This is a genomic window from Streptomyces sp. NPDC006552 (genome assembly GCF_040611655.1).
In the GTDB taxonomy this organism is placed as follows: Bacteria; Actinomycetota; Actinomycetes; order Streptomycetales; family Streptomycetaceae; genus Streptomyces.
In genome coordinates this window covers 40,466-63,615 of record NZ_JBEXOS010000036.1, presented here as the reverse complement: position 1 = coordinate 63,615, position 23,150 = coordinate 40,466, and the positions used below count along the sequence as shown (strand labels likewise).

The 23,150-nt window shown below is 72.1% G+C and carries 17 protein-coding genes; 3 read left to right on the top strand and 14 right to left on the bottom strand.

From position 1 onward, the window contains the following. Window positions 1–107: 107 nt before the first annotated feature. The 4 genes from ABZY33_RS21270 to ABZY33_RS21255 form a co-directional block, all read right to left on the bottom strand. A complete protein-coding gene (locus ABZY33_RS21270; protein WP_356493177.1) occupies window positions 108–1,436 on the bottom strand; it encodes a phospholipase D-like domain-containing protein in 1,329 nt (442 codons plus the stop codon). Window positions 1,437–1,658: 222 nt separating this feature from the next. Beyond that, window positions 1,659–5,666 (bottom strand): Rne/Rng family ribonuclease, encoded by a 4,008-nt coding sequence (locus tag ABZY33_RS21265; RefSeq protein ID WP_356493176.1) that lies wholly within the window; start codon window positions 5,664–5,666, stop codon window positions 1,659–1,661. 245 nt (window positions 5,667–5,911) lie between these two features. Further along, window positions 5,912–6,694, bottom strand: a complete 783-nt coding sequence (locus tag ABZY33_RS21260; RefSeq protein ID WP_356493175.1) for a TIGR03936 family radical SAM-associated protein — start codon at window positions 6,692–6,694, stop codon at window positions 5,912–5,914. Window positions 6,695–6,740: 46 nt separating this feature from the next. Next, on the bottom strand, window positions 6,741–7,742 hold the full coding sequence (locus tag ABZY33_RS21255; protein ID WP_356493174.1) for a hypothetical protein: 1,002 nt from the start codon (window positions 7,740–7,742) through the stop codon (window positions 6,741–6,743). A gap of 127 nt (window positions 7,743–7,869) precedes the next feature. On the opposite strand from ABZY33_RS21255, the gene ABZY33_RS21250 reads away from it, so the two are divergent. Beyond that, a complete protein-coding gene (locus ABZY33_RS21250; protein WP_356493173.1) occupies window positions 7,870–8,457 on the top strand; it encodes a TerD family protein in 588 nt (195 codons plus the stop codon). Between the two features lie 76 nt (window positions 8,458–8,533). On the opposite strand, the gene ABZY33_RS21245 is transcribed toward ABZY33_RS21250, so the two are convergent. From ABZY33_RS21245 to ABZY33_RS21200, 10 genes are all read right to left on the bottom strand, one after another. Beyond that, window positions 8,534–10,516, bottom strand: a complete 1,983-nt coding sequence (locus tag ABZY33_RS21245) for a TIGR03960 family B12-binding radical SAM protein (protein ID WP_356493172.1) — start codon at window positions 10,514–10,516, stop codon at window positions 8,534–8,536. A gap of 40 nt (window positions 10,517–10,556) precedes the next feature. Next, window positions 10,557–12,071, bottom strand: coding sequence for a CYTH and CHAD domain-containing protein (locus ABZY33_RS21240; protein ID WP_356493171.1), 1,515 nt, complete (start codon window positions 12,069–12,071; stop codon window positions 10,557–10,559). A 178-nt stretch (window positions 12,072–12,249) separates the two neighbouring features. After that, complete coding sequence (rodA, locus tag ABZY33_RS21235; protein ID WP_356493170.1) at window positions 12,250–13,449, bottom strand: rod shape-determining protein RodA; 1,200 nt, start codon at window positions 13,447–13,449, stop codon at window positions 12,250–12,252. Between the two features lie 6 nt (window positions 13,450–13,455). Further along, window positions 13,456–15,633, bottom strand: a complete 2,178-nt coding sequence (gene mrdA / locus ABZY33_RS21230) for a penicillin-binding protein 2 (RefSeq protein WP_356493169.1) — start codon at window positions 15,631–15,633, stop codon at window positions 13,456–13,458. A gap of 74 nt (window positions 15,634–15,707) precedes the next feature. Next, window positions 15,708–16,382, bottom strand: a complete 675-nt coding sequence (mreD, locus tag ABZY33_RS21225) for a rod shape-determining protein MreD (RefSeq protein WP_356493168.1) — start codon at window positions 16,380–16,382, stop codon at window positions 15,708–15,710. Between the two features lie 18 nt (window positions 16,383–16,400). Then, a complete protein-coding gene (gene mreC, locus ABZY33_RS21220; RefSeq protein ID WP_356493167.1) occupies window positions 16,401–17,351 on the bottom strand; it encodes a rod shape-determining protein MreC in 951 nt (316 codons plus the stop codon). Between the two features lie 118 nt (window positions 17,352–17,469). Next, window positions 17,470–18,489: a rod shape-determining protein gene (locus ABZY33_RS21215; RefSeq protein WP_356493166.1), complete on the bottom strand. Its 1,020-nt coding sequence runs from the start codon at window positions 18,487–18,489 to the stop codon at window positions 17,470–17,472. A gap of 328 nt (window positions 18,490–18,817) precedes the next feature. Then, window positions 18,818–19,231, bottom strand: a complete 414-nt coding sequence (gene ndk / locus ABZY33_RS21210; RefSeq protein WP_356493165.1) for a nucleoside-diphosphate kinase — start codon at window positions 19,229–19,231, stop codon at window positions 18,818–18,820. Window positions 19,232–19,477: 246 nt separating this feature from the next. Then, window positions 19,478–19,822 (bottom strand): DUF4233 domain-containing protein, encoded by a 345-nt coding sequence (locus ABZY33_RS21205; RefSeq protein WP_356493164.1) that lies wholly within the window; start codon window positions 19,820–19,822, stop codon window positions 19,478–19,480. A 6-nt stretch (window positions 19,823–19,828) separates the two neighbouring features. Next, window positions 19,829–21,364 (bottom strand): folylpolyglutamate synthase/dihydrofolate synthase family protein, encoded by a 1,536-nt coding sequence (locus ABZY33_RS21200; protein ID WP_356493163.1) that lies wholly within the window; start codon window positions 21,362–21,364, stop codon window positions 19,829–19,831. Window positions 21,365–21,497: 133 nt separating this feature from the next. Between ABZY33_RS21200 and ABZY33_RS21195 the strand changes: the two genes are divergently transcribed. After that, the gene (locus ABZY33_RS21195; protein WP_356493162.1) at window positions 21,498–22,505 is read left to right on the top strand and encodes a rod shape-determining protein; all 1,008 of its coding nucleotides are present in this window, start codon (window positions 21,498–21,500) and stop codon (window positions 22,503–22,505) included. A gap of 94 nt (window positions 22,506–22,599) precedes the next feature. Further along, window positions 22,600–23,145, top strand: coding sequence for a hypothetical protein (locus tag ABZY33_RS21190; RefSeq protein ID WP_356493161.1), 546 nt, complete (start codon window positions 22,600–22,602; stop codon window positions 23,143–23,145). Window positions 23,146–23,150: the final 5 nt, after the last annotated feature.

Here is a 23,150-nt window from a genome sequence, read left to right as displayed (position 1 = left end):
CCCGGAGGAAGAAGGTTTACGGGAGTGCGGCGTATCGATGGACACGCCGACGGTCAAGATTACGGGTCAGCCCCGAGCAGGGTCAAACCGACCCCCGCCCGGACGGTTCACGCCGTCCTGACCTCACCGTCCTGCGGCAGGACCTTGACGCCCTTGCACAGGTTCGTGTTGTCCTTCACCCCCGGGTACGCGACGTTCCACACCTGGGTGAAGTGGGTGCGGTAGGTGTCGTGCACGGAGTCGTCGTCGATCTTGACGTACGCCTCGTCGTTCTCGCGCAGCGCCGGGCCGGAGGCGTTCTGCGAGCCGGTGAAGGTGATCTTGTTGCGGGCGCCGTCGTACCAGCCGTCGATCGCCACGTACTTGGTGTGGATGATGAACGGCGTCGCGAGCTTGGTGCCCGGGTGCAGCGGATCCCGGTCGTCGTTGTAGCAGCGCGCGGGCGGGGCGCCCGTGGCGTGCATCGACTTCCAGGTGCCGGCGTCGGCGGAGGCGTACTCGATGCTGACCGTGCAGCCCGCCTTCTTCAGTGCGACCAGTTTGTCGGCGATGGCCTGCCGGGTGATCTGGAAGATCGCGGCGCGCACGACCGTGCTGCGCTTCACCCCGGCGGCGTCCTTGTAGGTGCAGGAGACGTTGTTCAGCACCGAGTACAGCGTGTCCGTGGAGTTGGTCGTGCCGGCCCGGGGGAAGAAGTACGCCTTGTAGTGGCCGTTGCTGACCGTGCGGTAGTCCCAGGACTTCCACTGCTTGGCGGCCAGGTCGTCGAAGTAGTCCGCGTAGGCGCCGTACAGGACCCGGTTGTTCGGCAGCTGAAGCGCGTCGTTGAAGAACCTGGTGCTGGCGGAAGGCGTCGAGTTCGAGGTGGTCTGCACGACGACGTTCGTGGCGCCCTGGACGGCGGAGAAGAGCCAGAACTTGTTGTGCATGATCGACTTGCCGAAGACGGGATCGCCCAGACAGGACTTGTCGGCGGGGCACAGCGTCACGAACGAGGGGCTCGTCGTGCTGGTGCCCAGGGCCGTCTTCAGCTGCGCGTACACCGGGTTCGTGGGGCGGTCCTTGACACTGGAGGAGTCGAGGACGATCTGCACGTTCACGCCGCGGTTCCTGGCGGCCACCAGCGCGTCCGAGACGGTGGTCTCCCACACGTGGTAGACGGCGACCTTGATGGTCGAGCCGGGCAGCGCCGCGTTCGTCAGCTCGACCAGGCGCGTACGGATCGCGTACTGCCGCGCGGTGGTGCCCAGCGGGTCGTTGAAGAGGGGGCCCTCGGTCCAGACCGGCACGTCGGCGGCGGCCGCGGAGCCCGCGGAGAGCCCGGCCTGCAACCCGGCCGCCGAGACCACGGTGGCCAGCGCCACCGCCCGGCGTCCACCCGTGACCCGCCGCGCGGCGCGGTGCCGTCCCCTGCCCGTCAGGCGCACACGCACCATCACAACCCCTCCCCGGGCACAGCCGCGGGTCTCCCCCACGCGCGTCCGTGCCGTCTCTCGTCCGATCACCTGAGTTTCGCAGGCGGCGGGACGGGCTCCAAGAGGCGGGGGGATCGAACGCTCCTGCGAGTCCGCCCGGCGCGGGGGCGGGGACGACGACGCCCCCGCACAGCGTGCTGCTGTGCGGGGGCGTCGCCCGGCCCGGTCGCCCGGGCGGGTGCCTCAGGCCTCGTCGGCCGCGGCGGAGACGGACGACGGCGACTGCTGCTCCGCCGCCGAGGTCTTCTTCGCGGCCGCCTTCTTGGCGGGCGCCTTCGCCGCCTTCTTGGCCGTCGTCTTCTTCGCGGCCGTCTTCTTGACCGCGGTCTTCTTGGTAGCGGCCTTCTTCGCCGTCGCCTTCTTGGCCGTCTTACGGGCGGCCTTCTTGGCGGCGGGCGCCTCCTCGGCCTGCGCCTCCTCGGCGTCCGCGCCGGTCCCGGCCTCGGGGGCCTCCACCGTGGCCGACGGGACGACCAGGACGGCCGCCTCCTCGGAGGCGGTGGGCGCCGTCGCCTTGCGCACGGCACGGCGGCGCGGACGGGCCGGAGCCGCCGGCTCGGCCGGCTCCGTCTCCTGCTTCGGCGCCTCGGCCACGGCCGGCGCCGGCTCCTCGGCCTTGACCGGCTCGGCCACCGTCACCTCGGCGGCGTCCGCGGAGGACGCCTTCGGGGAGCCGGCGGGCGCGCTGGCCTTGCGGGTGGCACGGCGCCGCGCACGCGGCGCGGGAGCCTCCTCCTGTGCGGGCTGCGCGGGCTGCGCGGGCTCGGGCTCCGCCGGGGCCTGCGTCTCGACGACCGGCTCCGGCTCGGGGGCCGGGGCGGACGCCGGGGCCTGCGACACCGGCTCCTTCGGCGCACCCGTGGGGGCCGAGGAGCGGCGCGTGGCGCGGCGGCGCGACCGGCCGCCGCGGCTCGCCGCGGCCTCCGCCTCGGCCGCGCTGGAGTACAGCTCCTCGTCCGCGCTGAAGTCGGGCTCGGGCAGCGCCGCGGGGACGGCCGCCTCCGCGGCGACCTCCGCCTCGGACTCGGCGTGGGCCTCGGCGTCGGTCTCGGCGTGCTCGCTGTGCGCCTCGTGGTCGTGGTGGTCCGCGCCATTGCCGCCGCGGCGCTTCTTGCGCTTGCCGCCGCCGTTCGACGCGGGCTGCTCCATGTGGACGATGACGCCGCGGCCGTTGCAGTGCACGCAGGTCTCGGAGAAGGACTCCAGCAGGCCCTGGCCGACGCGCTTGCGCGTCATCTGGACCAGACCCAGCGAGGTCACCTCGGCGACCTGGTGCTTGGTGCGGTCCCGGCCCAGGCACTCGAGCATCCGCCGCAGGACCAGGTCCCGGTTGGACTCCAGGACCATGTCGATGAAGTCGATGACGACGATGCCGCCGAGGTCCCGCAGGCGCAGCTGACGCACGATCTCCTCGGCCGCTTCGAGGTTGTTCTTCGTCACGGTCTCTTCGAGATTGCCGCCCTGGCCGGTGAACTTGCCGGTGTTGACGTCGATGACGACCATGGCCTCGGTCTTGTCGATCACCAGGGAGCCACCCGAGGGCAGCCACACCTTGCGGTCGAGCGCCTTGGCGAGCTGCTCGTCGATCCGGTACGTCGCGAAGACGTCGACCTCGCTGGTCCACCGCGTCAGGCGGTCGGCCAGGTCGGGCGCCACGTGGTTGACGTAGCCGTGGATGGTCTGCCACGCCTCGTCACCGCTGACGATGACCTTGGAGAAGTCCTCGTTGAAGATGTCGCGCACGACGCGGACGGTCATGTCCGGCTCGCCGTAGAGCAGGCTCGGCGACGACGTCGAGAGCTGCTTGGACTTCTTCTGGATCTCCTCCCACTGCCCCTGGAGCCGCTCGACGTCGCGGCGCAGCTCGTCCTCGCTCGCGCCCTCGGCGGCGGTGCGCACGATGACGCCCGCGTCCTCGGGGACGATCTTCTTGAGGATGGTCTTCAGGCGCGCGCGCTCGGTGTCGGGCAGCTTGCGGCTGATGCCGGTCATCGAGCCCTCGGGCACGTAGACCAGGTAGCGGCCGGGCAGCGAGATCTGGCTGGTCAGGCGGGCGCCCTTGTGGCCGATCGGGTCCTTGGTGACCTGGACGAGCACGGACTGGCCGGACTTGAGGGCGGTCTCGATGCGGCGCGGCCCGTTGGCCATGCCGAGCGCCTCGAAGTTGACCTCACCGGCGTACAGCACCGCGTTGCGGCCCTTGCCGATGTCGATGAAGGCGGCCTCCATGGACGGCAGCACGTTCTGGACCTTGCCCAGGTAGACGTTGCCGACGTACGAGGTGGACTGCTCCTTGTTGACGTAGTGCTCGACGAGGATGTCGTCCTCGAGCACGCCGATCTGGGTGCGCTCGCCGTTCTGGCGGACGACCATCACGCGCTCGACGGCCTCGCGGCGCGCCAGGAACTCGGCCTCGGTGATGATCGGCACCCGGCGGCGGCCCTGCTCGCGGCCCTCGCGGCGGCGCTGCTTCTTGGCCTCCAGACGCGTGGAGCCCTTGATGGACTGCACCTCGTCCGAGGAGGTCGACGAGCGCTCACGCTCGACGAAGGTGTCCTTCTTGCGCGGCTCACGGACCTTGACGACCGTACGCTCCGGGTCGTCGGGCCCGTTCTGCTCGCTCTCCGGGGCCGCGTCACCGGCGCGGCGCCGGCGGCGCCGGCGACGGCGGCTGCTGCTCGACCCGGAAGCGCTGTCGTCGCGCTCGTCGCGCTCGTCGGCGGCGTCCGTGTCGCCGGCGTCACCGGCATCGTCGGCGTCATCCGTGTCGTCGGCGTCGTCCGTGTCGCCCTCGGCGCTCTGCTCCGGGTCGTCGTCGGACGCGCCCTGCTCGTGCTCGGAGTCGGCGTCGGCCGACTCACCGCGGCGCCGGCGGCGGCCACCGCGGCGGCGGCGCCGGGAGGGACGGTCCCCGTTCTCGTCGTGGTCGTCGCCGTGCTCGGCCGCGTCGTCCTGGTCGGCGGCCTCCTCGGCCTCGGCCTCCAGCGCGTCCGCCACCTCGGCGGGCGGCTGGGTCACGGCCGGCTGCTCGGCGGCGGGCTGCTCGTCACCGGCACGCTTGCGGCGGCGACGGCGCGGGGTCTGCTCCTCCTCGGCCACGGCGGCGGGCGCGGTGACCGGCTCGGCCTCGGCGGCGGGCTGCTCCTCGGCGGCCTCGGCCGCGGCAGCGGCGGCGGCGCGCTCCGGCGTCTGGAACATCGGCTCGGTGAAGACCGGCGCCTGGAACACGGCGACGGACGGCCGCTTCGGGCGGCCCGCGCCCTCCTCGGACCGGCCGGCCCGGGTGGCGGACCGCTGGGCCTTCGGCTCGGCGAAGCCGCCCGCGGCCTTACGGGTGGCGCGGCGGCGACGGCGCGGCTCGGCGTCGGTGGGGTCGGCCTGCTCGGGCTGGGCCTCGGCGGGGCTCTCCTCGGCCGGGGCCCCGGCCGGCTGCGCCGCGGCCGCCGGGGTCTCGGGGGCGGCGACGGCGCGGGTGGCGCGGCGGCGGTTGCGGCGCGGGGCGGCCTCCTCGGCCGGCTCCTCGGCGGCGGCCGGCTCCTCGGCGGCGGGCTCCGGCGCGGCGGCGGCCTGCGGCTCCTCGGCCGCGGGGGCCTCGGCGGGGGCGGCCTCGGGTGCGGAGACGGTACGGGTGGCGCGGCGGCGACGGCGCGGCGCGGGGGCCTCGTCGGCCTCCGGCGCGGCCTGCGGCTCTGCGGCCGGCTCGGGCGCGGCGGCCGGTGCCGGGGCACTCTCGGCGGCCTGCTCGGCCTCCTCCGGGGCGGCGACGGCGCGGGTGGCGCGGCGGCGGGAGCGGCGCGGGGCCGCCTCCTCGGCGGCGGGCGCCGGCTGCTCCTCGGCGGGGGCCGGGGGCGCGGTCTCGGCGGCGGGCTGCGCGGCCTCGTCCTGGGCGGGGGCGCCTGCGGGGGCGGAGGCGCGGCGGGTGGCGCGACGGCGCGGGCGGGCGGCCGGCGCGGCGTCCTGTGCCGGGGCCTCGGCGGCCGGCGCGGAGGCGGTCGCCTCGGTGTCGTCGGCGGCGTCGGGCTCGGCGGGCGCGGCTGCCTGCGTGGCCGGCGCGGTCTCCGCGGCGGTCTGGCCGGCGGGCGGGCCCGCGGGGCGCGACGCGGCCCGGCGCCGGCGGCGCGGGGGCAGGGTGTCGCTCGGCGTGTCGCCCACGGCGGCGGTGGGGTCGTTCGGTTCGGTCTGCTCGGGCATGCGGGTGTGTCTCCCGTCAGGCCCCCGGGCGCCGCGCCTCATCCGGATGACCGGTGACGCCTGCGGCTCGCGCGTCCTGCGCGCGGTGCCGCCGGTCCGGGGCGCGGGCGCCACACGGGGGCTCTCTGTCTGTTCTCGCCGGTTCCGGTACGCGAGGTACGTACGGCCTGGCGAAAGTCCTTGGGTGGGTGCGCTGCCCGACCCAGGTGGCTCCCGAGTACGAGGGCGGCGCTACGACGACCGCCTTACGCGGAACCTTCCACGGCAGACGCCGTCGCGGCGGCAGATCCCGCGGCCTCCGTGCGGAGGGCCTGGACTGCCTCGCGGTCGGGCGCGAGCGGGTCGGTCACCGTGCCGGTCTCTTCATCGAAAGGCCCCTGCGCCAGCCTGGTCACCGCTGCGGGGACCGGCGGCGCCAGGTCAGCCACGGCGCGGAGACCGGACAGGACGTCGTCGGGTCGTACGGCAGGCGTCACGTGCCGAACAACCAGGCGCAGTATCGCACAGGCCTTGTCGCCGGGCCTATCGACCGGCGCATCGACGGCTTCCAGAGCGGCCACGGCCGCGCGGGCGTCGAACGTACGGATGCCGTTCTTCGTCCGGCGCTGGACCTCGACGCTCTCCGCGGCGCGGAACGCCTCGGCGGCGCGCGCGGCCTCGTCGACGCTCACGCCGTCCAGCCGCAGCTCCCACACGGAGGCGGCGAGCCGGTCGGCCAGGCCCGGGGTGCGGGCCTCGACGGCGTCGACGATGTCGAGGCCGATCGGCATCGACTCGTCGAGCAGATCCTTGAGCGTGCCGGGGTCGCGCGGCGCGGTGAGCGCGATCTCCAGGTACTCGGCCTCACTGCCCGTGCCGGTGGGTGCGGCATTGGCGTACGACACCTTCGGATGCGGCGTGAACCCCGCCGAGTACGCCATGGGCACCTCGGCGCGGCGCAGCGCACGCTCGAAGGCGCGCTGGAAGTCTCGGTGGCTGGTGAACCGGAGGCGGCCGCGCTTGGTGTAACGCAGTCGGATGCGCTGCACCGCGGGTGCGGGCGGCGGGCCTACGGGCTGTCGCTTGCCCAGTGTCCTAGTCCTTCGTGAGTACGGTCGTGCTGTCACCCAGACTACGTGTGTGCGCGGCTTTCGGTTCCCACCCGCCCCTGACCTGCGGTTCCGGCAGGCTCTCGGACGGGCGCGGAGCCCCGGACAGGGCGCGGCGGACATCGGCGCGGGCCTGGCGGACACTGGCGCGGACCTCGCGGGCGAGCCGGGCCGCGGGGCGCCACACCTGGTCGCGTACGACGTGCCCGAGCGGGGTGAGCACGGTGCGGTACGTCCAGCGCAGGGGGTCGAGGAGCAGCCACCTCAGGAGCCGGCCGAGGAAGCGTCCTACCGCGAGCGAGACGTGTCCGGCGACGCGCCAGGCGTGGCCGAGGGCCGCGCCGGTCTCGCGGGCGAGGACGCCGAGGAGCCGGCCGACGGGGGCCAGGACATGGCGCCACAGGGCCAGCGCGGGCACCACGAGGATCCACCTCAGGAGTGTCCCGAGGCCACGCGCCAGGGTGCGGGCCGTCCAGGCGAGGGCGTGCCCGAGGGGAGTGAGCAGCGCGGCGTACACCCAGGCGCACGGGACGACGAGGAGCACCCGCCCGAGCCAGGTGAGCGCGACAGCCAGGGGCACCACCCCGTACCGCCACAGCGCCACCCACGGCCACACGAACACCGCCGCACCCAACCACCGCAACGCCACCCCGACTCCCCGCCCCACCCAGGCGATCCCCCGCCCCAGCGGCGTCAGCACCCACGTGTACAGCCAGCACGCGGGGACGACGACGAGCACTCGGACGAGCCAGGCAAGGGCCGCGCCGAGCGGCACCAGCACGCACGCGTACAGCCAGCGCGCAGGCACGACGACCAGCACCCGCACCAGGGGCACGAGAACGCGGTCGTGGAGCACGCGGGCGGTGACGGTGAGCGCGTCCCACGTGAGCCGGACGGGCAGCACGAGGACGAGTGCGACGATGCGCACCGGCAGCCGGATCGCGACGACGAGACAGCCCTCGGGCTCGGGATGCTTCTCCAGGTCCATGCATGTCAGGACGGTGAGAACGGCGCCGTGGATGCAGGTTCCGGGCACTCCGTGGAGCACATGGACGTTGGACCCCTCGTATAGGCACACTTTGCGCAGTAACCACCGACCACGAGGGGCACCCCGCATGATCACGCTGACGAAGGAAGACGGCCCGGCCGACCTGGACGGAGTCACGCACCTGTCCATCGGGGTCTCCTGGGACCCCACCTCCGGGAGCAGCGGCGGCGTCCTCGGCACCCTGCGCCGCAAGCAGGGCACGGACCTCGACCTGATCGCCATCGCCATGCAGGGCGCGGACCCGGTCCGCCTGGCCGGCCTCGACTCGCTGGACCCGCTGGGCAACGGTTCGCTGGTGCACTCCGGGGACAACCAGACCGGCAAGGGCGAGGGGGACGACGAGACGGTCACGGTCGAGTTCGCGCGGATCCCGCAGAACATCACGGCGATCATCTTCGTCGCGGCCGCGTTCAAGAAGGGCAGCTCGTTCCAGAAGGCGCGCAACGTCAGCATCAAGGTGTACGACGCCACCGGCGGCAGCAGCCAGCAGGTCGCCGACATCTGGCCCAGCATGCTCAGCGCGGACAACGGCTGCGCGGTGGCCAAGGCGGTCCGCGCCCCCGGCGGCAGCTGGAAGCTGGAGGTCATCAACACGACGGGCAAGATCAAGCAGGGTGACGAGATCGCCCTGATGCGGTTCGCCGTGAGCAAGTAAGCGCCGCGCGTACCCCGCGGGGTACGGAGAAGGGGCGACCGGTCGATGGACCGGCCGCCCCTCGCTGTCCGTACGCTCAGTGCGTGTGCGGCGCGGCCCCCGCGGGATTCTTGACCGTCAGCGGCAGCAGCTTCTTGCCGGTCGGGCCCACCTGGATGCTGGTGTCCATCGCCGGGCAGACGCCGCAGTCGAAGCAAGGCGTCCAGCGGCAGTCCTCGACCTCGGTCTCGTCGAGCGAGTCCTGCCAGTCCTCCCAGAGCCAGTCCTTGTCGAGACCGGAGTCCAGGTGGTCCCAGGGCAGGACCTCCTCGTACGTGCGCTCACGCGTGGTGTACCAGTCGACGTCCACCCCGAAGGCGGGCAGCGTCTTGGCGGCGCAGGCCATCCAGCGGTCGTAGCTGAAGTGCTCGCGCCAGCCGTCGAACCGGCCGCCGTCCTCGTAGACGGCGCGGATGACGGAGCCGATGCGGCGGTCGCCGCGGGAGAGCAGGCCCTCGACGATGCCGGGCTTGCCGTCGTGGTAGCGGAAGCCGATGGAGCGGCCGTACTTCTTGTCGCCGCGGATCTTGTCGCGCAGCTTGGTGAGCCGGGCGTCCGTCTCCTCGGCGGAGAGCTGGGGCGCCCACTGGAACGGGGTGTGCGGCTTGGGCACGAACCCGCCGATCGACACCGTGCAGCGGATGTCGTTGGCGCCGGAGACCTCGCGGCCCTTCTGGATCACGCTCGTCGCCATGTCGGCGATCTGCAGGACGTCGTCGTCCGTCTCCGTCGGCAGGCCGCACATGAAGTACAGCTTCACCTGACGCCAGCCGTTGCCGTACGCGGTGGCGACGGTCCGGATGAGGTCCTCTTCCGAGACCATCTTGTTGATGACCTTGCGCATGCGCTCACTGCCGCCCTCGGGGGCGAAGGTGAGGCCGGAGCGGCGGCCGTTGCGGGTCAGCTCGTTGGCGAGGTCGACGTTGAAGGCGTCCACCCGGGTCGACGGGAGGGACAGGCCGATCTTGTCCTCCTCGTACCGGTCGGCGAGGCCCTTGGCGATGTCGCCGATCTCGGTGTGGTCGGCGGAGGAGAGCGAGAGCAGGCCGACCTCCTCGAAGCCGGTGGCCTTCAGCCCCTTCTCGACCATCTCGCCGATGCCGGTGATGCTTCGCTCCCGCACGGGGCGCGTGATCATGCCGGCCTGGCAGAAACGGCAGCCGCGGGTGCAGCCTCGGAAGATCTCGACGGACATCCGCTCGTGCACCGTCTCGGCCAGCGGCACGAGCGGCTGCTTCGGGTACGGCCACTCGTCGAGGTCCATGACGGTGTGCTTGGAGACCCGCCACGGCACGCCCGACCGGTTCGGCACGACGCGGCCGATGCGGCCGTCGGGCAGGTACTCCACGTCGTAGAAGGCGGGGACGTAGATGTTGCCCGTCCTCGCGAGGCGGAAGAGCACCTCCTCGCGGCCGCCGGGGCGGCCCTCGGCCTTCCAGGCGCGGATGATTTCGGTCATGTCGAGGACGGCCTGCTCGCCGTCGCCGATGACCGCCGCGTCGATGAAGTCGGCGATCGGCTCCGGGTTGAACGCCGCGTGCCCGCCCGCGAGGACGATCGGGTCGTCCAGCGTGCGGTCCTTGGACTCCAGCGGGATGCCGGCCAGGTCGAGGGCGGTCAGCATGTTCGTGTAGCCGAGCTCGGTGGAGAAGCTCAGGCCGAAGACGTCGAACGCCTTGACCGGGCGGTGCGAGTCGACCGTGAACTGCGGGACCTTGTGCTCGCGCATCAGCGCTTCCAGGTCCGGCCAGACGCTGTACGTGCGCTCGGCGAGGACGCCCTCGCGTTCGTTCAGCACCTCGTAGAGGATCATGACGCCCTGGTTGGGCAGACCGACTTCGTAGGCGTCCGGGTACATCAGCGCCCAGCGGACGTCGGAGGTCTCCCACGGCTTGACCGTGGAGTTGAGCTCTCCGCCGACGTACTGGATCGGCTTCTGCACATGCGGGAGCAGCGCTTCGAGCTGCGGAAAGACAGACTCGACCACTTCGGGTGCCGCGGCGGCGGCTTCGGCAGGCATAACCGTGGACCTTTGTGAGCTGACAGGGTGACCCTCAAGGCTAACCCGCCGGGAGCCGGTGCTTCGCCGCGCGCTCCCACACCTGCGGCAGCCGGCGCTCCCCGTCGGCCCCCGCCGCCTGCTCCTGCCCGTACAGCAGACCCCAGGCGAACGCGGTCTCGCCTGCGGCGTGCGCCTGGATCGCCAGGTCCCGCAGCGCCTCCCGGGCGACGACGGAGTCCTGGTGGTCGCCGAGGAGCGACTGCACCTTCTTCACCCGCTTGGCGAACTTCGCCGCCTTCTTGCCCACCGCGGGCACTGCCGTCTCCCCCGCGTACCGGGCGCGCTTGGCGGCCTTGCGGGCGTCGTGCAGGGCGTGGTCGCGCTCGGTGCCCGGCGCGATGGCCAGGGCCCGCTCGATCCGGGCGGCGAGGCGGGCGTGGTCCTTGCGGGCCGCCTTGGCCAGCGCCGCCGCGGCGGGCCGTCCGGCGGCGGGGAGCAGCGGCGGCGCGGCGAGCAGCGCGTCCAAAGCCTCCAGGAGGAGCAGGTAGCGCCGGCCGTCGAGCACGGCGACGGAGTGCCGGCGTGAGCCGATGCGACGGGCAACGGCCCAGATCCGCAGCCGCCCGCGGACGGGTCCGAGGAGCAGCGTGCGCGGCAGCGCGTCGATCCGCTCGGTGAGCCGCTCGGTCAGCACCTCGCGGTCCCGGTCGACGCCCAGCTCCGCGGCGAGCCACTTCAGTTCTTCGCCGACCGGTCCGGTGACCGCCGGGTCGAGGATCTTCTTGTACGTCTTGAAGGCGCTGCGCAGCCGCCGGGTGGCGACCCGCATCTTGTGCACGGCGTCCGGCAGGTCGCGGCGGACCGCAGGGTCGAGGGCGACCAGGGCGTCGTGCTGCTCGCGCAGCCGGGCCAGGACGTGGTCCCCGGCGGTGACGGGTTTTCCGGCGCGGGGCCCGTCGGGCGCCCGGGCGCCGGTCTCGTCCAGGGCGCGGCCCAGTTTGGAGGTGGCGGCGGCGGGCTCGACGCCGGCCTTGCGCAGCCGTTTATCGACCTTGGCGAGGAAGGCGGGGTCGCCGCCGTCGGCCAGTTCCACCTCGATCTCGGTCCAGGTGGCGGTCGCGTCGGTGCCGACCCGTTCGGCCCGTACGAGGTCCACGCAGACCTCGGCGAGGAGCGTGCCGTCGGCGTCGGTCAGGTGGGTCACGTCGCGGGTCGTGCGCAGCCGCACCACGGGCACCAGCGGGGCCTCGCGGGCCCGGGAGCGCACCAGGGCGGTGAGCGTGTGCGGCACGTCGTCGGAGAGCGGGGCGTGCACCTCGTCCCGGACGCCCGCGGCGAGGGCGACCGGGAGTTTGAGGTGCCAGCCGGCGTCGGCGCCGCCGGTCCGCCGCCGCAGGGTGATGTGGTGGGCGGCGAGCCGCTGGTCCGCCGTGTCGTAGTAGACGGCGTCGAGTTCCACGACGCCTCCGGCGACGACGTCCGACACTCCGGGGACCTTGGTCAGGCCGGGCAGGCTGAAGGGGCCGGCCGGGGCGTCGTACTTCCGCTCGATCTCGCGCTTGGTCTCCGCCATGAGTTGAATCTAGACGTCACATCTGATCACCGAAAGGGGGGCGGCGCGGGCCGCCCCGCCAGGGGCGCGGGGAACTGCGCGAGCAACCCGGACGGAGGCGGCACTCGCCGGAGCACCCGCACTCCTACGGCGCGAAGGCCCACGAAGGCACGGGCCCACCCGGGACCCGCCGAACCGCCTACGCCGACATCGGCCGCTGCACCCGGATCGACTGCAACAGGCCCACGGCCACCCATACGGCGAACATCGACGATCCTCCGTACGAGACGAACGGCAGCGGGAGCCCCGCCACCGGCATGATCCCGAGGGTCATCCCGATGTTCTCGAACGCCTGGAACGCGAACCAGGCGATGATCCCGGCGGCGACGACCGTGCCGTACAGCTCCGTCGTCTCCCGGGCGATCCGGCAGGCCCGCCAGAGCACGACGCCGAGCAGCAGGATGATCGCGCCGGCGCCCACGAATCCCAGCTCCTCGCCGGCCACGGTGAAGACGAAGTCGGTCTGCTGCTCGGGCACGAACTGGCCGGTGGTCTGCGAGCCGTGGAAGAGGCCCGCGCCGGACAGTCCGCCGGAGCCGATCGCGATGCGTGCCTGGTTGGTGTTGTAGCCGACGCCCGCGGGGTCGAGCGCGGGGTTGGCGAACGCCGCGAACCGGGCGATCTGGTAGTCGTCGAGCACCCCGAGCTTCCACACCGCCACGGCTCCGGCCGCGCCGACGCCGATCAGGCCGAGCACCCACCGGTTGGAGGCGCCCGAGGAGAGCAGCACGCCGAGCACGATCATCACCATGACCATGACGGAGCCGAGGTCCGGCATCAGCATGACGACCGCCATCGGGAGGGCGGCGAGTCCGAGGGCCTGGAGGACCGTCCGGTGGTCGGGATGGTCGCGGTCGCCCGCGTCGACGCGGGCCGAGAGCAGCATCGCCATGCCCAGGATGATCGTGATCTTCACGAACTCGGAGGGCTGGAGGGAGAAGCCGCCGCCGACGATGATCCAGGCGTGCGCCCCGTTGACCGTCGCGCCGAGCGGGGTGAGCACGAGCAGCACCAGGACGACGGAGATCCCGTACAGGATCGGGACCGCCGTGCGCAGGGTCCGGTGGCCGAGCCAGATCGTCCCCACCATCAGTCCCAGGCCGATGCCGGTGTTCAGCAGGTGCCGGAGGAGGAAGTAGTACGGGTCGCCCTGGTTCAGCTCGGTGCGGTTCCTGGTGGCGGAGTAGACCAGCGCGGTGCCGATCAGCGAGAGCGCGAGCGCCGACAGGAGTATCGGCCAGTCGAGCCGGCGCATCATCGAGTCGCGGGCCAGGAGCCGGGAGAGGGTGGAGCGCTCGGGACCGTACCCCGAGACGGAGAAGCCGTTGGTGCCGGCCATCGGGGGTCAGTCCCTCCTGCTGTAGGCGGAGCCGGGCAGCCCGGCCGCCAGCTCCTGTCCGGGTGGCACTTCCTTCTGCGGCTCGTACGGCTTGATCTCCGGAGCGTCGATCGAACCGTCGCCGCCGATCTTCGGCAGCCCCTTCTCCGGCTCGGGCAGCAGCGCCTTCTTCAGGTTCTGCTTGCCGTTGCTGTCGAGCCCGTAGATCGCGTCGTAGATCTTGCGGACGGCCGGGCCCGAGGCGCCGGAGCCCGTACCGCCCTGGGAGATCGTCATGACGATCGAGTAGTCCTTGGTGTACGTCGCGAACCAGGACGTCGTCTGCTTGCCGTAGACCTCGGCCGTACCGGTCTTGGCGTGCATCGGGATCTGCTTCTGCGGCCAGTTCTGGAAGCGCCAGGCGGCCGTTCCGCGGGTCGCCACTCCCGCCAGTGCCTGGTCTATCTGGTCGCGGGTTCGGTGGCTCATCGGCAGTTTGCCGTTGGTCTTCGGCTCGATCTCGGAGATGTGCTTGCCGTCGGCGCTGATGACGGCCTTGCCGACCTCGGGCGCGTGCAGTGTGCCGCCGTTGGAGATCGCCGCGTAGATCGACGCCATCTGGATCGGCGTGACGAGGGTGTCGCCCTGGCCGATGGAGTAGTTGACGGCGTCACCGGCGCGCATGAGGTTGCCTTCGAGGCAGTTCTCGTAGTTGAGCTGCTGGACGTAGTCGCCGCCCTTCTTGCCCGTCTTGCACCAGGAGTCCTTGTTGGCCTTCCAGAACCGCTGCTTCCACTGGCGGTCGGGGACCCGGCCGGTGACCTCGTTGGGCAGGTCGATGCCGGTCTCCTTGCCGAGACCGAACTCGTGGGCCGTCTTGTAGAACCAGTCCTGGGTGTCCTTGTTGCCCTTGAGGCCGCCGTCCTTCTTCCACTCGTTGTGGGCGAGCCCGTAGAAGACGGTGTCGCAGGAGACCTCCAGGGCGCGGCCCAGGCTGATCGGGCCGTAGTTCTCCGACTCGAAGTTCTTGAAGACCTGGCCGCCGATGGAGTACGAGCTGGTGCAGGGGTAGTGGCCGTTGAAGTCGTAGCCCGCCTTGACCGCGGCCGAGGTGGAGACGACCTTGAAGATCGAGCCCGGGGCCGCCTGGCCCTGGATCGCCCGGTTGAGCAGCGGGTAGTTCGACTTCTTGCCGGTGAGTTCGGCGTAGTCCTTGCCGGAGATGCCGCCGACCCAGGCGTTCGGGTCGTAGGCCGGGTTGGAGGCCATGGCGACGACGCGGCCGGTCTTGGCCTCCAGGACGACGACGGCGCCGGAGTCGGCCTTGTAGTTGGTTCCGGTGTTCTTGTCGTGCTCCTTGCGGGCCGCCTTCATCGCCTCGTTCAGCTCGTACTCGGCGACGGACTGCACGCGTGCGTCTATCGACGTGACGACGTTCGCTCCCGACTCGGCCTTGTCGCTCTCGGCGCGGCCGATGACACGGCCGAGGTTGTCGACCTCGTAGCGGGTGACGCCGGCCTTGCCGCGCAACTCCTTGTCGTACGTGCGCTCCAGGCCGGAGCGGCCGACCTGGTCGGAGCGGAGGTAGGGCGAGTCGGTGTTCTCGGCCTTCTTGATCTCGTCGTCGGTGACCGGGGAGAGGTAGCCGAGGACCTGCGCGGTGTTGGAGCCGCCGGGGCCCGCGTAGCGGCGCACGGCGGTCGGTTCGGCGGTGATGCCGGGGAAGTCCTCGCCGCGCTCGCGGATCTGCAGCGCCTGGCGGGGCGTGGCCTCGTCGGTGATCGGGATGGGCTGGTACGGCGAGCCGTTCCAGCAGGGCTGCGGCGTCTTGGCGTCGCAGAGCCGGACCTTCTCCTCGACGTCCTTGGGCTTCATCCCGAGGACGCCGGCGAGCTTGGTGAGGACGCCCTCGCCGTCGTCCTTCATCTTCATGAGGTCGGTGCGGGAGGCGGAGACGACGAGGCGGGTCTCGTTGTCCGCGATGGGCACGCCGCGGGCGTCCAGGATCGAGCCGCGCACGGCAGGGGTGACGACCTGCTGCACGTGATTGCCGGAGGCTTCCTTGGCGTACTCGTCGCCGTTGCGGATCTGGAGGTACCAGAGGCGGCCGCCGAGGGTCAGCAGGAGGGAGAGGACGAGGATCTGCAGGACGATGAGCCGGATCTGGACACGCGGCGTCCGGCCCGTCTCGGGGATGTTGGTCACGGTGGTGGGCTCCCCCTCTCAGTACGAGTACGAGTACGTGTACACCTGGAAGCTGTGCGTCGACCGCCGTGGGATCACAGGCGCTTGACCCCCTTGATGCGGCCGGCGCGGGCGGCGCGGGCCTTGGCGGTCTTCACGCGCAGTCCGCCGCGCTGGTTGCCGATGCGCAGGCCGGTGCCGGTGGAGAGCCATCCGGCGGAGACGTCGGCGGCCTTGGCGGAACCGCCCGCGTTCTCGGCCAGCGGGTCGTGGTCCGCGCGTCTGGCCAGCGCCATCACGCCGGGGACGACGAACGGTGCGAGCAGCAGGTCGTAGAGGGCGGCCGTGAAGAGCAGGCCGCCGAGGCCGACATGGCGGGCGGCGGTGTCACCGACGAGAGCGCCGACGCCCGCGTAGAGCAGGGTGGTGCCGACGGCGGCGGCGACGACCACGAGCATGGGGCCCGCGGCCGAACGCAGCCGTCCGTTCTCCGGCTTGGCGAGGCCGGCTAGGTAGCCGATGACGCAGAGCACCAGGGCGTAGCGGCCCGCGGCGTGGTCGGCGGGCGGGGCGAGGTCGGCGAGCAGCCCGGCCCCGAAGCCGACGAGGGCGCCGCCGACGTGCCCGTAGACCAGGGCGAGGCCGAGGACGGTCAGCAGGAGCAGGTCCGGTACGGCGCCCGGGAGTTGGAGTCGTGCCAGCACGCAGACCTGGATGACCAGGGCGACGACGACGAGGGTGGTGGAGAGCAGCATCCGGTTGAAGCGCATGGTTCTTGCTCCTCCTGACTACTGCTCGTAGCCGTTGTCGGCGGCGGCGCCCGCGGGCGCGGACGGGGTGGCGGTCACGGTGACGGTCGGGGCCGGCTTGGGCTTGGCGGGCTTGGCCGGCAGCACCGTGTCGCGCGGGTCGGTGCGCGGGGGCTGCACGACGACGCCGACGATGTCGAGCTTGGTGAACCCGACGTACGGCCGGACGTAGACCGTGCGGGTCAGGTCGCCGCCGGAGGGGTCGACGCGGACGACCGTGCCGACCGGGACGCCGGGGACGAAGGGCTTGTCGGCCTGGGAGCCGAAGGTGACGACGCGGTCGCCCTTCTTCACCTTGGCCTTGCCGTTGAGCAGCTGGACGCGGAGCGGGCGGTCGCCCTGGCCGGAGGTGAAGCCGAGCTCGTCGCTCTTCTCCATCCGGGTGCCGACGGTGAAGTCGGGGTCGTTGGCGAGCAGCACCGTCGCGGTGCCGGGGCCGACGGTGGTGACGCGGCCGACGAGCCCCTGTCCGTTCAGCACGGTCATGTCGCGCTTGAGTCCGTCGTTCGCGCCCGCGTCGATGGTGACGGTCCAGGAGAAGCCCTGGGCGGACCCTATGGCGATGACCTGGGCGCCCTTGATGCCGTACTGGCCGGCGCCGGCGGTCTTCAGCATGGTGTCGAGCTGGCGGATCTTGCTGCGGTTGCGGTCGTCGCTGCCGAGCTTGGCCTTCAGCGCCGCGTTCTCGCGTTCGAGCCGGCCGATGCGGTCGTGCCGGTTGCCGGAGTCGCGGACCGCGCCGACGGCGTTGCCGATGGGGTCGACGGCGCCGGAGACGCCGTTCTCCACCGGGCCGAAGACCTTCGCGGCGGCCTGGCGGGCACCGTCGACCGGTGAGTCCTCACCGCCGCGGATGTCCACCGTGATCAGTGCGAACGCGATGGCGATCAGCAGCACCAGGAGCAGCCGGCTCTCTCGTGTGTCCCTCACGTACGGCGGCCGTGCCTTCCTGAGTAGGAATAGGGGGGATTCTTCTGCCTTGCCTCTATATCAACGATCCGCCGCACGAAGTGGCAGCCACTCGTACGGCGGACGTCGTCATCCTGTCTCACCTGCGGGGCGAGGCGTCCAGCACCTGCTGGAGCGCCTCGAACTCCTCGACGCACTTCCCGGAGCCGAGCGCCACGCTGTCCAGCGGGTTCTCGGCGATGTGGATCGGCATGCCGGTCTCGCGGCGCAGCCGCTCGTCGAGGCCGCGCAGCAGGGCGCCGCCACCGGTCAGCACGATGCCGCGGTCCATGACGTCACCGGAGAGCTCCGGCGGGCACTTGTCGAGGGTGGTCTTGACCGCGTCCACGATCGCGTTGACCGGTTCCTCGATGGCCTTGCGGACCTCGGCGGCCGAGATGACCACGGTCTTCGGCAGGCCGGAGACGAGGTCGCGGCCGCGGATCTCGGTGTGCTCGTCGGAGTCGAGGTCGTAGGCGGAGCCGATCGTGATCTTGATCTGTTCGGCGGTCCGCTCACCGAGGAGGAGCGAGTACTCCTTCTTGATGTGCTGGATGATCGCGTTGTCCAGCTCGTCGCCCGCGACGCGGATCGACTGGGCCGTGACGATGCCGCCGAGCGAGATGACGGCGACCTCGGTGGTGCCGCCGCCGATGTCCACCACCATGTTGCCCGTGGCCTCGTGGACCGGGAGGCCGGAGCCGATGGCCGCGGCCATGGGCTCCTCGATGATGTGCACCTGGCGGGCACCGGCCTGCGAGGATGCCTCGATGACCGCGCGGCGCTCCACCCCGGTGATGCCGGAGGGCACGCAGACGACGACGCGGGGCCGGGCGAGGTAGCGCCGCTTGTGGATCTTCAGGATGAAGTAGCGGAGCATGCGCTCGGTGATCTCGAAGTCGGCGATCACGCCGTCCTTCAGCGGGCGCACCGCCACGATGTTGCCGGGCGTGCGCCCGATCATCTTCTTGGCTTCGGCGCCGACCGCGAGGATGCCACCGGTGTTGGTGTTGATCGCGACCACGGACGGCTCATTGAGCACGATCCCACGACCCCTGACGTACACCAGCGTGTTGGCGGTCCCGAGGTCGACAGCCATGTCACGGCCGATGAACGACATTGAGTTCCCCATCAGGATTCGTCTGGCCTTCCCAAGTGGAGCGTTTGATTGCTTGTCAGGTAGGCGAGAGGTGGACGCGTGTGGCGTGGAGGCTTCCATCGTAGTCTCGCCTGCACGATCACGGCGCGAGGGTCTTCGCCATTGTCAGCAGATGAACCCCCGCCCCGCTAATGGGGACGTGCCGACGGAGGGTTGCGTTCCCCCGATCGGGCCGCATATGCCAAAGAGCGGCCCAATTTCTCGGGCCGCTCCAGGTCAGTCCCGGCGGGCGACTGACACGGCGTCAGAAAGAAGATCCGGCGGGTCTCACCAGTCGAGACCGCGGCCGTCAGCCCAGGTCGGGGAAGAAGATCTTCAGCTCGCGCGCGGCGGACTCCTCCGAGTCCGAGGCGTGGATCAGGTTCTCCCGGACGATGACGCCGAGGTCGCCGCGGATCGAACCGGGCGCGGCGGCGATCGGGTCGGTCGGACCGGCCAACTGGCGGACCCCGTCGATCACCCGCTCCCCCTCGACGACCAGCGCGACGACCGGGCCCGAGGACATGAAGGCGACCAGCGGCTCGTAGAACGGCTTGCCCTGGTGCTCGCCGTAGTGCTGCTCCAGCGTCTCCTGGCTCAGGCTGCGCAGCTCCAGGGCGCTGATGGTCCAGCCGGCCTTGCGCTCGATACGGCCGATGATCTCGCCGATCAGGCCACGGCGGACTGCGTCGGGCTTGAGCAGGACGAGCGTGCGCTGGGTCATTCGGCTGGACTCCTTGTGCGGCCTGGTAATGAGGTGGGCCTGAGATTACAGGGGCCCCGCCGTGGCGCTGCCGGGAGGTTGCCGGGTGCGGGTCGAGGGTGGCTGGTCGCGCACTTCCCCGCGCCCCTGAAGGCATGCGCTGCGCGCAGCCTTCCCCGGGGAGGTCACGGCGAAGCCGTGTACCTCAGGGGCGCGGGGAACTGCGCGGCCAGCCACGACGACGGCGCGCGCGGCCACGCACAAGACTTACGCGGCGCTGGACTGCTCCGCCGCCCAGCGGGCCTTCGCCTCGTCGATCTTGCGGCCGAAGTGGATCGACGCCCACCACAGCGCCGCGAAGCACGCCCCCAGGAAGAACATCAGCGGCACCCAGAAACCGCTCACGATCAGCACGGCCTGCAACACCCAGCCCAGCTGGACACCGCCCGGCCGGGACAGCATGCCGCAGAGCACCACGGTGAGCAGCATGGCGACGCCGCACACCGTCCACACCAGGGCGCCGGAGAGATCCGGGTCCTTCATCGCCACGAGCCCGGCGAAGCCGATGACGAAGAACTCACCGATCAGGGTCGAGGAACACAACGTACGCACAGCGGATCAGCCCTTCCCCAGCAACAGCCTGGCCTCGCCGACCGTGATCACGGACCCGGTGACGAGCACTCCCCCGCCCGCGAACTCGCCCTCTTCCTCGGCGAGCGTGATCGCGGCCTCCAGCGCGTCGTCGAGCCGCGGCTCGACCTGCACCCGCTCGTCCCCGAAGACCTCCACCGCGACGGCCGCGAGGTCGTCGGCGTCCATCGCCCGGTGGCTGGAGTTCTGCGTGACGACGATCTCCGCGAAGATCGGTTCGAAGGCTTCGAGCAGCCCCCGCACGTTCTTGTCGGCGCTCGCGCCGACCACACCGATGAGCCGGCTGAAGTCGAAGACCTCGCTGACCGCCTCGGCGGTGACCCGCGCGCCCGCCGGGTTGTGCGCCGCGTCCAGGACGACGGTGGGCGAGCGGCGCACGACCTCGAGGCGGCCCGGCGAGGTGACCGCGGCGAACGCCGTGCGGATCGTGTCGATGTCCAGCGGGCGCGCCTGCTGCGAGCCGATGCCGAAGAACGCCTCCACGGCGGCGAGCGCCACCGCCGCGTTGTGCGCCTGGTGCGCGCCGTGCAGCGGCAGGAAGACCTCCTCGTACTCGCCGCCGAGCCCGCGCAACGTCACGAGCTGCCCGCCGACGGCGACCTGGCGCGCCACGACCCCGAACTCCAGGCCCTCGCGCGCGACCGTCGCGTCCCGCTCCACGGCCTTCTTGAGGATCACCTGCGCCGCGTCCACCGGCTGCTGCGCCATGATCACGGTCGCGTCCTGCTTGATGATCCCGGACTTCTCACCCGCGATCTCACCGGGTGTGGAGCCGAGCCGGTCGGTGTGGTCGAGGTCGATGGGGGTGATGACGGCGACCGATCCGTCGATCACGTTCGTCGCGTCCCAGCTGCCGCCCATGCCGACCTCGACGACCGCGACGTCCACCGGCGCGTCGGCGAAGGCCGCGTAGGCCATCCCGGTCAGCACCTCGAAGAAGGAGAGCCGGTACTCCTGCTGGGCGTCGACCATGTCGACGTAGGGCTTGATGTCCTCGAACGTCTCGATGAAGCGCTCGTGGGTGATCGGGGCGCCGTCGAGGCTGATGCGCTCGGTGACCGACTGCACGTGCGGCGACGTGTACCGGCCGGTGCGCAGGTCGAAGGCGCCGAGGAGGGCCTCGATCATGCGGGCCGTGGACGTCTTGCCGTTCGTCCCCGTGATGTGGATCGAGGGGTACGCGCGCTGCGGCTCGCCCAGCACATCCATCAGGGCGGCGATGCGGCTGACGGACGGCTCCAGCTTCGTCTCGCCCCAGCGCGTGGCGAGGTCGGCCTCCACCGCGCGCAGCGCCTTCTCCACCTCCGGGTCCTGCGGGCGCGCGGGGATCTCGTCCCCCGCCGGCGCGCCGCCCCGGGTACGCAGGGTCCGGCTGCCCGCCTCGATCACCGCGAGGTCGGGGTCGCGCTCGGTCTCGGCGCCCACGATCTCCTCGAAGGCGTCGGAGTCGGGGTGGCCGGCGGGCTCGTCGTCGCTGCTGTCGCGCGGAGGGAGGTCACTCACGCCCGCCAGTCTACGGAGGAGCGCCGACAGCGCGGACGACGCCACCCGTGGCGCCGGGTCAGGACGTAAGACCTGTCCGTTTCAGGACCTTGGTCCCGCCGGATCGCCGCGACAGGCGGCAAACTTGGCGATCATGGACATCGGCATCGATCTCGGCACCGCCAACACTCTGCTCTACGTACGCGGTCAGGGCATCGTGCTGAACGAACCCTCCGTCGTCGCCGTCAAGGAAGGCGGCCGCGGTGTGCTCGCCGTCGGCAGCGAGGCGAAGGAGACCATCGGCCGCACCCCCGGCTCGATCACCGCGATCCGGCCGCTGCGCGGCGGCGTCATCAGCGACTACGAGGCGGCCGAGGAGATGATCCGGCACTTCGTGCGCAAGGCCGTGCCCGGCCGGCGCCCGCGCACCCGCATGGTCGTCTGCGTGCCCAGCGGGGTCACGCCCGTGGAGCGGCGGGCCATCGTGCACGCCGCCCAGCGCTCGGGGGCGCGGGCCGTCCACCTGATCGAGGAGCCGATGGCCGCGGCGATCGGCGCCGGGCTCCCGGTGGGCGAACCGCGCGGGTCGATGGTCGTGGACATCGGCGGCGGCACGACGGAGGTCGCCGTCATCTCGCTCGGCGGCGTGGTCACCGCCCGGTCGCTGCGGGTCGGCGGGGACCGGCTCGACGAGGCCGTCACCGACCACGTACGCAAGGAGCACGGGCTGCTCATCGGGGAGCGGACCGCGGAGGACGTCAAGGTCGCGATCGGCTCCGCGTGGCCCGTCCCCGGCGAGGAGGCCTTCGAGCTGCGGGCGTTCACCGTGCGGGGGCGCGAGAAGGTCGCGGGGCTGCCCAAGACGGTCGAGCTGACCGTACAAGAGGTGCGCGCCGCGCTCGACGAGCCGGTGGAGGCGATCGTCACGGCCGTGAAGGCGACCCTGGAGGAGTGCCCGCCGGAGCTGTCCGGGGACGTCATGGAGCACGGCATCGTGCTGACGGGCGGCGGCGCCCTGCTGCCCGGCCTGGACCTGCGGCTGACCTCCGCCACCGGCATCCCGGTCTTCGTCGCTGAGGACCCGCTGCACAGCGTGGCCCTGGGGTGTGGCAAGTGCGTGGACGACTTCGACGAGTTGCAGCGAGTGATGAGCGCGGCGTAGCGGGCCGCCCGCCCCAGGTCCATCTGCCGTAATGCGCGCCGCCGCACGGCGCGGTGAGCGGCCCGGCCCGTGCCCGCGGTGTACCCCTCGCACCATGTGGTACGCACATCGACCCGGCCGCCGCGCACGGCAGATCATCGGTGACGGCGCGGCCTTGCTGTGGATCGCCCTGTGGGCGGGGACCGCGGTGACCGCCCACCGGCTCGTCCTCGCGGCCCGGCCCGCCCCGCACGAACGGGCCGGGCTGCCGCTGCTCGGGCCGCGGATGACCGGCACCCTGCACGACGCCGGGGGCCGGCTCGCCGACGCCGCGCCCGCCGGTCCGGCGCCCGTGCAGAGCCTCGCCGTGCTCGTGGCCGTCGCCCTGTTCGCCGTCCCGGTCGGACTGTTGTGCGCCCTGTGGCTGCCGCGCCGCCTGCGCTGGACGCGGCAGGCCGCCGCCGCCCGCGAACTCGCCGCCACCGAGGACGGACGCGAACTCCTCGCCCTGCGCGCCCTGGTCCGGCCCCTCGACGAACTCGCCCGCTTCACCGACGCGGGGCCCGGCCGGCTCGCGGAGGGCTGGCGGGAGGCCGACCCGGCGGTCCTGGACGCGCTGGCCGACGTCGAGCTGCGCCGTCTGGGCCTCAGCTGGCCCTGACCGGG